Source organism: Bacillus vallismortis (assembly GCF_004116955.1).
Classification (GTDB): domain Bacteria; phylum Bacillota; class Bacilli; order Bacillales; family Bacillaceae; genus Bacillus; species Bacillus vallismortis.
This window is the reverse complement of the sequence record NZ_CP026362.1, coordinates 2,845,194-2,861,013: the sequence shown is the minus strand read 5'-3', so window position 1 is coordinate 2,861,013 and position 15,820 is coordinate 2,845,194. Positions and strand designations below refer to the sequence as shown.

The window sequence follows — 15,820 nt, the reverse complement described above, 5'->3', positions numbered from 1 at the left end:
AAACTTGCCGTAATAGGCAAGTTTGTTTGGTTACTTATGGGGATCTGTTATATCCATCGGTCTCATCATGTCATAGTCTTCATGCTCAAGAATATGGCAGTGCCATACGTATCGTCCGCTATATGGCCCGAATGTCGCCGCGATTCTCAAGACTTCACCGGCGTGAGCCTGAATGGTGTCTTTCCAGCCCTTTTCACTTGGCGGCGGCGGAACAGCCGGGCCGGTGTAGGACAATTCCCCTCTTTCTTGATAACGCGCGATATCAAACGGACGCCGGTCTAATACACGGAAGGAGACCAGATGCAGGTGGATCGGGTGTGTTCCGCGTGTCGGGTTGATAATGGACCAGATTTCAGTTGTGCCTGCTTTTGGCGTTTCTGTGACAGGGTCGTGCCAGCGTTTGTTATTGAGGAGAAGGACGGGTCTGCCGTATTCGTCCTGAGTACCTGCCAGTTTCAGTGTTCTGATGTTGTGTATTCTTTCATTCTGAACGGAAGGGTATGAGGCAAGGTATTTTGGTTTTCTGCTTTCGTCTTTTTGTGCCAATGGTTTTGTGACTCTGAATTGCATGATATTCGCATCTGTTTCGGGATTGGCGTCACCGCCGCAGCCCTCGCTGTTTGCCAATATGATCGACTGACCTTCATAGGCTGTGAAGTCAATGATGATATCATAGCGTTCAGCTGGAGCTAGACTGAATGAGTTCAGTTTTACAGAGCGCGGCAGGAGCCCTCCGTCTGAACCAATCTGAATAAACTCCCCGTCATTATCGAGTGACAGGTTATAGGTTCTTGTGTTGGAGGCGTTGATGACGCGAAAGCGGTATTTTCTCGGTTCGACCTCCAAGTATGGCCATGCCTTCCCGTTGACGAGTATGGTTTCTCCGCAAAACGCCGGAACGATTGAAGGGTTAGGCAGTGACGGGGAAGGGTTTTCCGGCCCGTTTGGATAAAACAAAGAACCGTCCCCGTTGATCGTGCGGTCTGTGATCAGAAGCGGCACGTCGTATTCGCCGGAAGGGAGCTTTAATCGTTTTTCCTTTGGATCGTGAATGAGATAAGCGCCGATGAGTCCGGCATAGACATTCAGCCTGGTGAGCGCCATGGCGTGATCGTGATACCACAAAATAGCACCGCGCTGCTGATTCGGATAATGATAAATCTCTCGTTTAAAATAAGGGCCTGTTTGTTCAAAGTCTTTGGTAAACCAGGCCTCCGGATACCCGTCGCTATCCTCTGGCGTGACGCCTCCGTGTAAATGAACGACGGTCTTGACCTCGGGTTCTTCATGCTGGCTGTCACTGTGATGAATGGTGTGGTCGACCGGAAGGAAATGTGTTGAAGGAAGGTGGTTCATCCATTTTACATAAACGTTTTCATTTCTATTGACCTCAATGGTAGGCCCGGGAAACTGGCAGTTGTAACCCCACAAGCGGGTCGGAGGGAGATCGCGGTGAAGCTTATGAGCGCATTCCTCCATGGTCACTTCGTAGTATGTCTTTTCTTTTGTTTGCTGCACTGGCTTTAGTGTTTCTGGGATTGGGAGAGCATCCACAAATTTTTCAAGTGTCATTTTCATCGTCCTTATCTAATTTTTCAAATTGGTACTATAGTTAATGTCGATAAGGACGTGATGGTTACAAGAAAATCTGTGTGCCGCCGCCTCCCAGAGAAAGATAATCATAAAAATCCTAAAGGCAGTCCGTATAAGAGTGATTAGATTAAGGCAGGATGTCGGGCTGCTGCTGTGTGATGGATTTGGATGCCGCTTTTTCGCCCACCTTGCGTTTTCTGAATACAAGGTAAGAAATGAGAACAACCCCTGTGATGACGCCTGTCAGCAGCAGCTCGTCTCTCATGGAATCAATAAATGCCATAGATACTAAAATTCCGCAGATGGCGATAATGGTCACGTAGGTTAAGTACGGGAAGAGCCACATTTTTATCTTCAGCGCTTCGGGGTTCGTTTTTTCAAGTTTTTTACGCATTCTTAAGTGGGAAACAGCGATGACGAGATAGACAAGCAGTGCAATGGCGCCTGATGAATTGACTAAAAATAAAAAGACGGTATCGGGAGAAAAGTAATTCATCACAACCGCGATATATGAGAAAAATGTACCGGCAACAATCGCCTGTACAGGGGCTCCTTTTTTGCTTAATGTCATAAAGCGGCGCGGTGCTTCGTTTCTTTCCGCAAGTGAATACAGCATTCTGGATGTGGTGTACAAACCTGAATTCAGGCAAGAGAGTACAGCGGTGAGGACAATGAAATTCATCATCTGCGCGGCTGCGGGAACACCGATATGCCCTAGCACAGCGACGAACGGGCTTTCTAAAATATTGGCTGAATTCCAAGGCAAAAGCGCAACGACAACGGCGATAGAGCCGACGTAAAAGACGATGATGCGCCACACAACGGAGCGCGTCGCTTTTGTCACGGATTCTAATGGATTGGATGTTTCTCCTGCAGCGATCGCAACGATTTCCGTTCCCATAAAGGAAAAAATAACGACGACAATGCCAAGCAATACGGAGCTGATGCCTTGCGGGAAAAATCCGCCTTGGCCCGTCAAGTTGGAGAAGCCCACTGGACTGCTGCCTGGTGCGAATCCAAAAATGAAAGCGAACCCAACAATTAAGAACAAAATGATCGTAACGACCTTAATAAGGGAGAACCAATATTCGAATTCCCCGAATGATTTAACGGAGTAAATATTCGTCAGCGTAAGCAATACGGTCAAAACTAAGCTTGTGAGCCACAGTGGAATATCGTGGAACCAGTATTGAAGGATGCCGGCTCCAGCAATTGCTTCGATCGCGATGACGACGACCCAGAAAAACCAATACAGCCAGCCGATTGTAAATCCTGCCCATGGCCCGATGGCGTCATGAGCGTATTGAGAAAACGATCCGCTCGTCGGGTTTACGGAAGACATTTCACCGAGCATTCTCATGATGAAAATAACCAGTAAGCCGGCTAGCGCGTAAGAAACAATGGCACCGGGGCCGGTCGAGTGAATGACTGAACCGCTGCCTACAAATAGGCCTGCGCCGATCACGCCCGCGATCGAAATCATGGTCATATGGCGTGTTTTTAAGTCTTTTTTTAATCCTGATTGCTGGTTCATAGATTACCTCCTTAAAGAATGTAATGAATACTGAATATTATGATAATTGAAACTCTATCATAAATAAACGTTTTGCCGATAATCTGTGTGAGAAAATATGACAGTTTGTTTCAAATTTGTGGGTTTTTATTTATGAAGTTTTCAGCAGGTAAGCTTGGATAAAAAGAAAATTGATCTATTATCACTATTGAACTGAACCGCTTGCATCCTTGCCGGAGAATCTATCTTTCTGCTAAATAAGAACTGCCGGATAACGATTGCGGCGTGGACGGCAGCGGGCGATTTCGAAAGAGAAAGAGGGGCTGATATCCTCTCGATAAGATTCGCCCATTCATGCCAACAACTTTTCCCTACAATCATAAGAGCCTGGCTATATTGAGGCAGCAGGCTCTTGTCATATTTGACTTTATTTTTTTGTGTAACGCACCCAGTCGTAATGAGCGTATAGCGGTGTTACACCATTGTAGGAACCGAGCCATTCATCGACACCCGTACCATTCCACAAGTTCATCATAATCTTTCCTGGCGTTGTCGGTATTTGGCTTGTCGCAGTGTGTTTTAATTGCCCATCGACATACCATTTAATAGAGTTTGGCTGCCAATCGAACGCATATGTGTGATAGGCATTGGCTGCATCAAATCCGAGATCCACAAGCTTCTCATGGTTTCCTGCCCCATTTGTATAATAGTTAAATTGAACCTTTGTTGTGTCTTTTCCTAAAAATTCGATATCAATCTCATCCCAAGGCGTTCCATCCGTTGGACCTGTGTACGTGAAGAACGATGAAACGATACCTGTGTTTTTAGCTGGTTTCATTCTGACTTCATAAAGTCCATAGCCATATGTTTGAACAGAACGGTTTTCCCCGCAGTCAAACTTGTTATAGGATGGACTTGTTAGCGCTAAACGCATTTCACCAAATGACGTCATGGAGACGTTATTTGCACGCCAAGTGCAGTTGAACATATCCCCATTCGAGTAACCATTTGCTTTTTGCCAAAAACCGGGGTTATAGCTGTTAAAAGGGTCAAAAAACGATCCGCCTGTTTGAGCCGAGGCAGTAGATGTGAATGCAGACAAACTCAAAAACAATCCAGTGACAAGAAGCAATAACACTCGTTTCATACGATAAGACATGTTGGCATACCCCTTTCTTTGAAAGCGTTTTCTTAATTGATCATACATAATTCTTTTAATAGGGAACATCGGTCAAAATAACGATATAAAGAATCTTACTTACTAGCATTCTGTACCTATCTTTTTAGATTGAAAAGGGATTTGGTTTTGCTTCCTGGCACGGGAAGCTCTTTTTGTATGATTTGTCCTGCTTTATTGGAAACAATTTGCTAGAATCGTTTTTTTATAGAGATCGCTTTTTGTGGTAAAGTTAGGTTACAATATGAAGAATTTTGTAGATGACTAGGAGGAAAAGAATGGCATACCAAGAAGACCTGCATCCTTTGCTGGGAAAAGCAGTTGAACATATTAATAGAGTAATGGTTGGAAAACGAGACATCGCCATACTCAGCTTAGCAGCCATTCTAGCCAAAGGGCATGTGCTGCTTGAGGATGTACCCGGAGTTGGGAAAACGATGATGGTTCGCGCGCTGGCCAAGTCAATCGGCGCCGATTTCAAAAGAATTCAATTCACTCCGGATTTGCTGCCGTCTGATGTAACAGGCGTATCCATCTATAATGCGAAAACGTTGGAATTTGAATACCGTCCCGGCCCGATTATGGGAAATATCGTGCTGGCCGATGAAATCAACCGTACCTCTCCGAAGACACAGTCTGCTTTGCTTGAAGCGATGGAAGAAGGAAGCGTTACAGTAGACGGCTATACGATGCCGCTTGCCGCTCCGTTTTTTGTGATGGCAACGCAAAACCCCTTCGAATATGAAGGGACGTACCCATTGCCGGAAGCCCAGCTTGACCGTTTTTTATTCAAACTTCGCATGGGTTATCCCTCCTTTCATGAGGAACTGGACGTCTTATCTCTTCAGGAAAAAAGCCATCCAATAGAGACGCTTGAGCCGGTTATTACAAGAGAAGACTTCATCCGTTTACAGAGGGAAGTGCAAAATGTCCGCGTCGATGACAGCATCAAAGAATATATTGTAGAAATCGTTCAGAAAACGAGACAGCATGCCTCTGTTCAATTAGGCGTCAGTCCGCGCGGATCAATCGCTCTCATGAAAGCGGCCCAAGCATATGCGCTGCTTCATCATCGTGACTATGTCATTCCGGATGATATTCAATATTTGGCTCCTTTCACGCTTCCGCACCGTATGCTGCTGCAGTCAGAGGCGAAATTTGAAGGAATCGAGGCAGGCGCGATCGTACGGGAGATCATGTCCGTTGTGAAGGTGCCGGTTCAAAGGCCGTCGATCCGCTGATGAAGAAGATGCAATGGTTGGTATATGGGTGGAAGCTGATTGCATTAACGCTATTGACGGCTGCTGTTTTTTCTTACGCAATGTTTCAGGGCGGATTTGTCAGCTGGTTTTTGTTTTATGCGTTTCTTCCTTTTGTCGTGTATGCCGGATTGCTGGCATTATATCCGCTTCGCTCTTTTCAGGCTTCAAGGGAAGTGGCCAAAACACAATTGCATGCCGGTGACAGGCTGGGCGTGTCGGTTACGCTGAGAAGGAAGCTGCCGTTTCCGCTGATGTATATGGTGATTGAAGATTGCCTGCCGGAAGGACTCGAGCCATTGAAACGAGATGAAGCCGCGGCCAAACGGCTCGTTTTTCCATGGTTTAAAAGGAGTATGACGATGTCGTATGAATTAGCTCGTATACCGCGCGGAGAGCATCATTTTCAAGCTGTCAGGGTGCGAACCGGGGATGTTCTCGGCTTGATTGAAAAAACAGCTTTTTATGAGCTTGATGATACCCTGTTTGTTTATCCAGCCTTTCAGCGTCTTTCTTATCAGGTGAATGAAAGGCATCAGGAAGATGGGGTAAGCGGTTCTTCTCCGGTTCATCAGCACCATTCCACAGTCGCAGCAAGTGTGCGGAATTATCAGCCGGGAGACCGGTTTGCTGCATTAGACTGGAAGGCCTCCGCGCGGCGGAGCCAGCTGATGACGAAGGAATTTGAACCATCTCGAAGCAAAAACCTGTTTCTTCTGATGGACCGTTCTTCCTCTGAAGCATTCGAAGAGGTCGTTTCAGTGTCAGCTTCGATTCTTCATTCTGTTTTACAAAGCGGCGCGGGGGCGGGACTGGCCTCAGTCGGAAAGGAAAAAACGCTTTTTCCTATTCAAGAGGGAGAGCAGCATTTTAAGCGAATGCTTCGGCATTTAGCCGTCACTCACTGTGATGCGGCTGACCCGGTAAGCCGATATGTACGGGAGGAGCTGGGGAAGCCATCTGTCCGCAAGGCTGATAAGGTGCTCGTCACAGGACAGTTCACGGAAGATTTGCTGCACATCGCGGAAACCGGGGGCGGCCGGGTTACAGTCATCCTGGCAAAAGAGAAAGATGCTGAGCTGTCTCAAGCTGAAAATGTCATGATCGAGCAGATGAAGAAACGACAAATCAGAGTTCAGGTCATGAGAGGCGGACGAGTTTCGCGTGTTGTTTAGAAAGAGAGGTGACGGGTGCACATGCCGCACGATGATCAGAAGGGAAGCCGTTTGAGCTTGCTGTTATTTTATTTTCTGGCGTTTTTATTGCTTTGGGAGTGGCTCAGGCCGCTTGACCGTTTTACAGATACGAAACATACAGGCTTTTTTATTGTCTTTATCGGCTTGACGTTTCTGCTGACCTTTTTCAGGATGAGATGGTTTGTCACTGTTCCTTTTTGTGTCTTATTTACGTTGATCTCAGTACACATCCTGTTTTATCAAGGCTCCATATTTGACTTGAGCTGGGTCAGCTCTTTTTTACAGGATGTCTATTTGAATATCACGTTGATTCAATCAGGGCAATGGAATGACATGATTCCTTCATTTCGGACCCTGCTGTTTTTTGTGCTGCTGTGGCTGTTGGTCTATCTCCTTCATTATTGGGTGATTTACCAGAGAAGAATCTTATTTTTCTTTATGATGACAGTAGCGTATATTACGATTCTTGATACCTTTACGCCATATGATGCCACTTATGCCGTCATCCGTATCGTGCTGATCGGCTTCTTTATGCTTGGCCTTTTATACTTAGAACGCATCAAGCTGATGGAAAGAATCGCGTTGCCGAAAACATCTGTCCTCAAATGGTTTCTGCCGTTATCCGTATTTATTTTGGCTGCGGTGGGATTCGGACTTTCGGCTCCAAAGTCGGATCCGGCTTGGCCTGATCCGGTGCCTTTTCTCAAAAAAATCACCAATCAAGAACGTGTGCCGGCTGGTGAAAGCAAAATCGGATACGGAAACCATGATGAATCACTCGGAGGCCCGTTTCAGCAGGATGATACACCTGTTTTTACTTGGCAGGGAAAAGAGCGCACGTATTTTCGTGTGGAAACGAAGGATACGTATACCGGAAAAGGCTGGATTGAAACGGATACAGGCATGTCCTATCAGCTAAGCGGAGGGCAAGTTGAAAATCTATGGTTTGACCACAAGGTTGAGACAGAGCGCAGCACCGTCCGTGTAAAAGTCGATGAACACTACGGGTATAACCATGTCATGTATCCGATCGGTGCGAAGGCCATAAAGCCAAAGCAGGCTGTCTCACTTGAAATGAACGGGAACACAGAACAAATTTCTCCGATCAGTGAGCAAGCCGGTGAGATCAGAAATATGGGGAGGTATACCATCACATACAATTCCCCGGTCTACAAGCTGGATGAGCTGAGAAAGGTAAAAGTGAGAAACAACAGTGAGGAATACACATTCAGCGACCGCTTTATGCAGCTGCCAGAATCACTGCCTGAGCGGGTGAGAACCCTTGCGGCCAAGCTGACTCAGGAACACGATAATATGTTTGATAAGGTGAAAGCGGTGGAGGACTATTTAGGCTCAAACCAGTTCGCATATGAAACCGAAAACGTGACCATCCCTAAGGATCATGAGGATTATGTCGACCAATTTCTGTTTGAAACAAAGATGGGCTACTGTGATAACTTTTCTTCCGCAATGGTGGTGCTCCTCCGTTCGGCTGGCATTCCGGCCCGCTGGGTAAAGGGGTATACATCAGGCGAATATAAAGAAGCAGGAAACAAAAACGGCAGCATCTACGAAGTGACCAATAACAATGCCCATTCCTGGGTCGAGGTGTATTTCCCAGAACAGGGCTGGGTCACATTTGAGCCGACGAAAGGGTTTACAAACCCGGCTGTGTTTACTTCTTCTGACACACAGGATTCCGGCGGCAGCGAAGGCAGCAGCTCACCGGAGAAAACAAAAGAGGAGCAGAAAGAAGAGAAAAAACAGCCGGAAAAACAAAAGGAAAAACGCGAGACCCTTGAGTCTAAAAAACCGTCTGCTTCACATGCACATGCCGGTGCGGGCTGGTATGGGGCAATTGCGATTCTAGCAGCTCTGCTCTTGGCAGCGATTTTGCTGTATGTTTTCCGCTCGTTATGGATTCCTATTTTCGTTGTGAGAAGGTGGAAGCGCCGCAGCGATCAGATCGTGTTTTTCGAGGCGTATGGCGCTCTGCTCAAACAGCTGAAGAGAAGGGGACTGCCGAAAAGAGACAGTGAAACGCTGCGTGATTATGCGAAACGAATCGATGGAAAATATGGCTCGGAAGACATGTCAAAGCTGACACTACGCTATGAACGGGCGCTTTACAGAAATGAAGATTCGGCTTCACTTTGGAATGAATCCAGAAAGTTATGGGAAAATTTAATTAAAAGAAGATGGTCTTGACCGCTTATCGACGTGTTGTTAGAATTAGTGAATATTATCGGAGTCTGGGAGCGAGTTGCCGGACTTCGGCAAACGGCCTTGCCAAAGAGGGCGGAGCGGCTTCATATCTGTCCTCGTTTTTTTCTGTGTCAAAAAACTTAGAGGAGATTAGGTGACAACCATGACAAAGTTAGTGAATGAAATGATTCTTGTCCTTGATTTCGGCAGTCAGTATAACCAGCTGATTACACGCCGTATCCGTGAATTCGGTGTATACAGCGAGCTGCATCCCCATACATTGACGGCTGAAGAAATTAAAGAAATGAATCCAAAAGGAATTATTTTATCCGGCGGTCCAAACAGTGTGTATGATGAAAACTCTTTCCGCTGTGACGAGAAAATCTTCGAGCTTGATATTCCTGTATTGGGCATTTGCTATGGCATGCAACTGATGACTCATTACCTTGGCGGTAAAGTCGAAGCGGCAAGCCAGCGTGAATACGGAAAAGCAAAGATCCACATCGAAGGCACACCTGATTTGTTCAAAGATCTTCCGAACGAACAAGTGGTTTGGATGAGCCACGGCGATTTGGTTGTGGAAGTTCCTGAAGGCTTCACTGTTGACGCGACAAGCCATCACTGCCCGAACTCAGCGATGAGCAAAGCGGACAAAAAATGGTACGGCGTTCAGTTTCACCCGGAAGTGCGCCACTCTGAATATGGCAATGATCTCTTGAAAAACTTTGTATTCGGCGTTTGCGAATGTGAAGGCAAATGGTCAATGGAGAACTTTATCGAAATCGAAATGCAAAAAATCCGTGAAACGGTCGGAGACAAGCAGGTTCTTTGCGCGCTAAGCGGCGGCGTTGATTCCTCTGTTGTTGCTGTTTTGATTCATAAAGCGATCGGCGACCAGCTGACTTGTATCTTTGTAGACCATGGCCTTCTCCGTAAAGGCGAGGCTGAAGGGGTTATGAAAACATTCAGTGAAGGCTTTAACATGAATGTCATTAAAGTAGACGCACAAGATAGATTCTTAAATAAACTAAAAGGCGTTTCTGATCCTGAGCAAAAACGCAAAATCATCGGCAATGAATTCATTTACGTGTTCGATGATGAAGCGGACAAGCTCAAAGGCATCGACTACCTTGCACAAGGAACGCTTTACACTGATATCATCGAGAGCGGTACGGCAACGGCGCAAACGATCAAATCTCACCACAATGTCGGCGGGCTTCCAGAAGACATGCAGTTTGAACTGATCGAGCCGTTAAACACGCTCTTCAAAGACGAAGTGCGCGCGCTTGGCACAGAGCTCGGCATTCCCGATGACATCGTTTGGCGCCAGCCTTTCCCAGGACCGGGCCTCGGAATCCGCGTTCTTGGCGAAGTAACAGAAGAAAAGCTTGAAATCGTTCGTGAATCAGATGCGATTTTACGTGAAGAAGTTGCGAATCACGGGTTAGAGCGTGATATCTGGCAATACTTCACTGTTCTTCCTGACATCCGCAGCGTTGGTGTTATGGGTGACGCAAGAACATATGATTACACAATCGGAATCCGCGCCGTTACATCAATTGACGGCATGACATCTGACTGGGCGCGTATCCCGTGGGATGTGCTTGAAGTCATTTCGACACGTATCGTAAACGAAGTGAAGCACATTAACCGCGTGGTGTACGATATTACAAGTAAGCCGCCTGCGACGATTGAGTGGGAATAAACTAGTGACACTTTATACGACCGAAAACATTGGTTTTATGCCATTTAGGTAAAACTCAAGTGACTTTTGGAGTTGAAAAATCATTTGATATGTCTCCAAGATTGTAGCCAAAAAACTCTCACCGAATGATAGTCGGTGGGAGTTTTTTCTTTCTGTGGTTTGCCTATATGGGGATTGGTTTCAATGTTATAATTAGAAATAAATATTGTTAAGGGAATGAATGAAATGGCAAAGGTTGAACCAAAGATTTTTGATGAACTAAAAAAGGCGTTATCTTCTTTTGACGGAAAATACTTAGTTGGGGAAGAATTGAACCGTTCAAAACTCACGGATGATTTACGGAATTATGATGAAACACTTCTTAGCAAGTTATTTGAAGTGGAATTTATCAAGCAACATTTTATCAAGGAAGTTGCAGGACAGAAGTTATTTCAAATTGAACAACTTGAGGAAGCGATTCTCTACAATGATTACTGGGATACAAGTTACACCAAGTATGAAAATCGTGTCGGGTTAGCTTCAAAAGGGAAGTTCTTACAGGACAGCCAAGACGTGGTGTTAGATTTTCCGTTCAAAGATGGTGTGCTTACTGCTTCCATGACAAAGGAAAATAGCGAAGATGGCTATGATGATGCCTTTTTAAACGAGGTCATTGAAAAGGATGAGATTGACCGTCTTTTTGATATGAAAATATTGACGAATGTTAAACGTTTCGGGGATAATTCGTCAGTCAGTGTCGATAATGGTGTTGTTTCTTTTGATAAGGAGAAAGACAATCTGATTATCAAAGGAAATAATTTGTTGGCTTTGCATACATTAAAAGAATTCTATACAGGTCAGGTGAAACTGATTTATATTGACCCACCTTACAATACTGGAAATGACAGCTTTTCATATAACGATAAATTCAATCAATCAGCGTGGCTTATTTCATGAAGAATCGATTGGAGATTGCAAGAGAATTACTGACGGATGATGGTGTTATTTTCGTCAGCATTGATAGGAATGAGTTTGCGGAGTTAAAGCTATTAATGGATGAGGTTTTTGAAAAAGCTTATCTAGGCACGGTAATCAATGTATCAGCTCCAAACGGACGTGATTACGGCTCCTTTGCACAGACGCATGAATACATCCATGCGTATGCAAAGGAATTAGAATCAGCGAAAACCTTTGCATTAGATGTATCTGATACTAAGTTTAAACAAGAAGATGAATTTAGTAAGTACTATCTCCATCCTTTATTTAATAGTAACTCAGCGTTTCATAAGGGAAATCGTCCTAATCTATATTATCCATTCTATGTCTCTGAAAACATAGATGAGAAAGGATATAGTACAGTTTCTTTAGAAAAAGATGAGCAGCATACGGTTGAGGTTTATCCTCCAATCTCTAAAACAGATGGAACTCAATTTGTTTGGCGTTGGGGAAAAGAGAAATCCAAGGCATTAGGAAAGACTGAACTAGTTGGACAAATAAAAGCTGATGGCACTTATAGAATTGCTCAGAAAATGAGACCGAAACAGCAGATTCCTCGTACAATTTGGCAGGATGCAAAGTTTTCCAATCGCAGGGGAACAGAAGAATTACAGAAACTTTTTAATGGGAAAATTTTTAGTTTCCCGAAACCAGAAAACTTATTAAGCGAAATTATCAAAATAGGTTCGGATGAACAAGATTTAGTTTTGGATTTTCATATGGGTTCAGCTACTACACAAGCTGTAGCAATGAAAATGAATCGTCGTTTCATTGGTATTGAACAAATGGACTATATCAATACCGTATCTGTTCCAAGATTACAAAAAGTTATTGAAGGTGAGCAAGGTGGTATTTCTAAAGACGTTAACTGGCAAGGTGGTGGTTCATTTGTCTATGCAGAACTATTCCCTAAAAATATGGGTTACCTCCAAGATATTATCCACTCAAAGACCGTTGACGAACTCAAATCAGTTTACAAACGTATGCTATTAGGTACTGATACAGATGAACCTGCGGATATTACCTTCCGTGCTGACTTATCAAAAATTGATTGGACTGAAGGCTTTGATGAAAATAAACGTCTGTTAATCAAATTGCTTGATAAGAATGGACTTTACTATAACTACTCGGAAATTGATGATAAGAATGTCCGTGACTTAATTTCTGACGAGGACTACGATTTTAACAAAGCGTTCTATGAAGGTGGTGAGTAATATGGCAAGAGCAAAGAAAACTCCTGCTAATGCTCGTAAATTTCCTTTAATTGAGCAAGCTAAGAAAGCAGAACAAAACTTATTTAGTCATCATCAAGGATACGTTATTCCAGAGTATATCAATCAAAATTTACTCCATACGTTACGTGATTATCAGGATGAAGCAATGCGTAACTATCACTATACGCAAACCCAGATCAATCCCAGTCCTCAACACGTTCTGTTTAATATGGCGACTGGTTCAGGGAAAACGGATTTAATGGCGGGTCTAATTCTCTACCTTTATCAGGAACTTAAGTATCAGAATTTCTTGTTTACGGTAAATACAAATTCCGTCCTTATGAAAACGAAGGATAATTTGGTAAATCAAAATAGTGAGAAATATCTTTTTCAAGAAAAAATTGAGATTGACGGACAACGAATTTATATTCGACAAGTTGAGCGTTTTCCTCATGTTCGCCAAAATAATACCATTTATATCAAGCTTTCATCCGTGCAAAAGGTATCAGATGATTTGTTTGTGTTAAAAGAGAATACAATGGGTTTATCTGATTATGAAAATCACCCTGTAGTTGTTTTGGCTGATGAAGCTCATCACTATTCCGCAAGCACAAAATCAGAAAAAGAAGCTGAGAACACTTGGGAATCTGCTATCAATAAGATTCTAAGGGCTAGGGATGAAAAGGAGAAAAAGAATCTATTGCTAGAGTTCACGGCAACAGTGGATTTTGACAAGGAAGCAATTTACAACAAGTATCGTGATAAAGTCGTTTACCGTTATCCGTTAAACAAACTTATGTTTGATGGGTACTCTAAGCAGGTTAAGCGTATTGAAACATCCGCAAGTGATGAAGATAAAATGCTGAACGTGGTGTTACTCTCACAATTCCGAAAATATCGTGCCTATGCTGAGGGTGTCACGGGATCGTTCAAGCCCGTGATTATGTTCAAATCACCAAAAGTTGCAATCTCACTTGAAGCAACAAAAGTCTTTAATGAACTCATTACCAATCTAAACGTAAGTGATCTAGTATCATTCATCCAACGTCAGCAAGCATTGGATAGTAATGAAAGCTCTGCACTAAAGTTGGCTTATAATTTCTACCTGCAAAATGAAAATGATTTAGCAAAGATTGTTCGTGAGATTAAACAGGACTTTGACCCACGAAATGTTTTGAATGCCAACGATGCCAGTGGCAATATGCTTGAAAAAGGTCAGTATGAAGCCTTGAACACGCTCGAAAACTCTAATAATCTCTATCGTGTAGTTTTTGCTGTGGCAAAACTTACAGAGGGGTGGGATGTGCTCAATCTATATGATATTGTTCGTATCGAAAAAGAAGCAGGCACGAATAAGAACGCTACAATGGTTGAAGCTCAATTGATTGGACGAGGTGCAAGGTATTATCCATTTGAAATTGAAGGTGAGAAAAGCTATCAGCGGAGATATGACAATGATTCTTCAAATAAGCAATTATTTTTAGAAACCCTCCACTACCATACAATGAATGAACCTCAATATTTGAAACAGCTAGTGGGCTCTTTGGAACAAATGGATTTACCAACGGGACAAGATAAGAAAAATCCGCCTATTGAAATTAAAGTTAAACCTTCCTTCAAGAAAACAGATACCTATAAAACAGGGAAAATCTATTATAACGAGGCCGAGGATGTATCAGACGAATGGTTCGACTCTATTGAAAAATATGGCATTAACCATAAGTCAGATATTTCCCGAAGTTTGAACTATGGTAGTCGGGAAGTTTCTTATAAAGCTACTGTTGAAAATATTGAAACAAAAACTATCGGTATTGAAAAATTTGATATTCGTTTCATTAAGAAAGCCATCCAACGCTTGGAGTTTTACAAGTTTGATAATTTGAAAAAGTATCTTCCCCTCCTGACTTCTATGAAAGAATTTATCTATGGAGAAAAATGGTTAAATGGAGGGAATTTGAAGCTCTACTTGACTGTTCCTAAAGAATACAAAGCGTCAGATATTTCTCCAGATGAGATTTTGAAAGTAACCATCGATATATTGAAAGAATATGAAGTGAAATTCAAGTCAGGTTACGTCAAGCAACGGGGGACCAATAGATTTATCGGCTATCCGATTAGAGAATACCTAACGAATTACAACAAGCGTGTTCCAGAGTATGACACCGCAAACCTATTGAACGAAACAACACAAAAGGTTGCTGCTTATGAAATGAATGATGAATTTTACGTATATGAAAAAGCAATTGTCAATAAGCTTGAGTTCGAGTTGATAGAGCGCATTAAAGCCCATGTAGATGAGTTGAAACAAAAGTATAACAAGGCTGTCTACTTGTTCCGTATGGATGAAAATATGCATCGTGAGTCAGCCAAAAGTGAAAAAGTTAAACTGCACCAATATGGCTCACGGATCAATCGTGCAGGAGAAACAGTAGAAATGCACTTACAAGGCTTTCAACCCGACTTTATTTTATTTCTTGAGGATAACGAGTTTTATTTTCAAATATTCATTGAACCAAAAGGAATGAGCGGTGACAGGTTTGTCAGTGAGTTATGGAAACAAGACTTGCTATTATACATGACCGACCATCAAGCAGAAATGGAATTTGAAGATGATTCAAAGAACGTTCGAATTAGCGGGCTGAAATTTTATACTAAGGGTGATGGTCAAAAAACTATGGCTCAACTTGCAGAAATTACCCAAGTGCAGGAAGCAACTGATTCCTCCACAGTTCAAGAAACCTTAGAGTTCTCTTCAGGAATCGTTCTTGATGGTGAGTAAGATGGCAAGAATAACGAAACTATTAGAACCCGAGCAATTTGCATTTGTAGGTAATCAAGCGGTGAAACAATTGTCACCAAAACTGTCTCCAAGGTATTGGGGACACCTTAGCAAGCAATGCGATAACAACAGCCTTTATAAGCCCTATCCGCTCTATTGAGTGGGAATAAGTAAATAGCGAGTAGAAAAACGTCCCTTTTACAA

At 43.3% G+C, this 15,820-nt stretch carries 8 protein-coding genes and 1 pseudogene; 6 read left to right on the top strand and 3 right to left on the bottom strand.

The window, feature by feature from the left end; genetic code table 11:
- Window positions 1–30: 30 nt before the first annotated feature.
- The 3 genes from cotA to bglS all read right to left on the bottom strand — a co-directional run bounded on the left by cotA (window position 31) and on the right by bglS (window position 4,265).
- Window positions 31–1,572 (bottom strand): outer spore coat copper-dependent laccase CotA, encoded by a 1,542-nt coding sequence (gene cotA, locus BV11031_RS15080; protein ID WP_129550785.1) that lies wholly within the window; start codon window positions 1,570–1,572, stop codon window positions 31–33.
- 148 nt (window positions 1,573–1,720) lie between these two features.
- Window positions 1,721–3,127: a GABA permease gene (gene gabP, locus BV11031_RS15075; protein WP_010329057.1), complete on the bottom strand. Its 1,407-nt coding sequence runs from the start codon at window positions 3,125–3,127 to the stop codon at window positions 1,721–1,723.
- 406 nt (window positions 3,128–3,533) lie between these two features.
- A complete protein-coding gene (gene bglS, locus BV11031_RS15070; protein ID WP_010329058.1) occupies window positions 3,534–4,265 on the bottom strand; it encodes a beta-glucanase in 732 nt (243 codons plus the stop codon).
- Between the two features lie 296 nt (window positions 4,266–4,561).
- On the opposite strand from bglS, the gene BV11031_RS15065 reads away from it, so the two are divergent.
- From BV11031_RS15065 to BV11031_RS15040, 6 genes and pseudogenes are all read left to right on the top strand, one after another.
- Entirely contained in the window at window positions 4,562–5,524 is a 963-nt protein-coding gene (locus BV11031_RS15065) for an AAA family ATPase (RefSeq protein ID WP_010329059.1), read from the top strand.
- The gene (locus BV11031_RS15060) at window positions 5,521–6,717 is read left to right on the top strand and encodes a DUF58 domain-containing protein (protein ID WP_026014465.1); all 1,197 of its coding nucleotides are present in this window, start codon (window positions 5,521–5,523) and stop codon (window positions 6,715–6,717) included. Before BV11031_RS15065 ends, BV11031_RS15060 begins: the two co-directional genes overlap by 4 nt.
- A gap of 21 nt (window positions 6,718–6,738) precedes the next feature.
- Entirely contained in the window at window positions 6,739–8,946 is a 2,208-nt protein-coding gene (locus BV11031_RS15055; protein WP_010329061.1) for a DUF4129 domain-containing transglutaminase family protein, read from the top strand.
- 160 nt (window positions 8,947–9,106) lie between these two features.
- Entirely contained in the window at window positions 9,107–10,648 is a 1,542-nt protein-coding gene (gene guaA, locus BV11031_RS15050; protein ID WP_010329062.1) for a glutamine-hydrolyzing GMP synthase, read from the top strand.
- Window positions 10,649–10,873: 225 nt separating this feature from the next.
- Window positions 10,874–12,837 (top strand): annotated as a pseudogene (locus tag BV11031_RS23395) (DNA methyltransferase).
- 1 nt (window position 12,838) lies between these two features.
- The gene (locus BV11031_RS15040; protein ID WP_010329063.1) at window positions 12,839–15,616 is read left to right on the top strand and encodes a DEAD/DEAH box helicase family protein; all 2,778 of its coding nucleotides are present in this window, start codon (window positions 12,839–12,841) and stop codon (window positions 15,614–15,616) included.
- Window positions 15,617–15,820 lie beyond the last annotated feature (204 nt).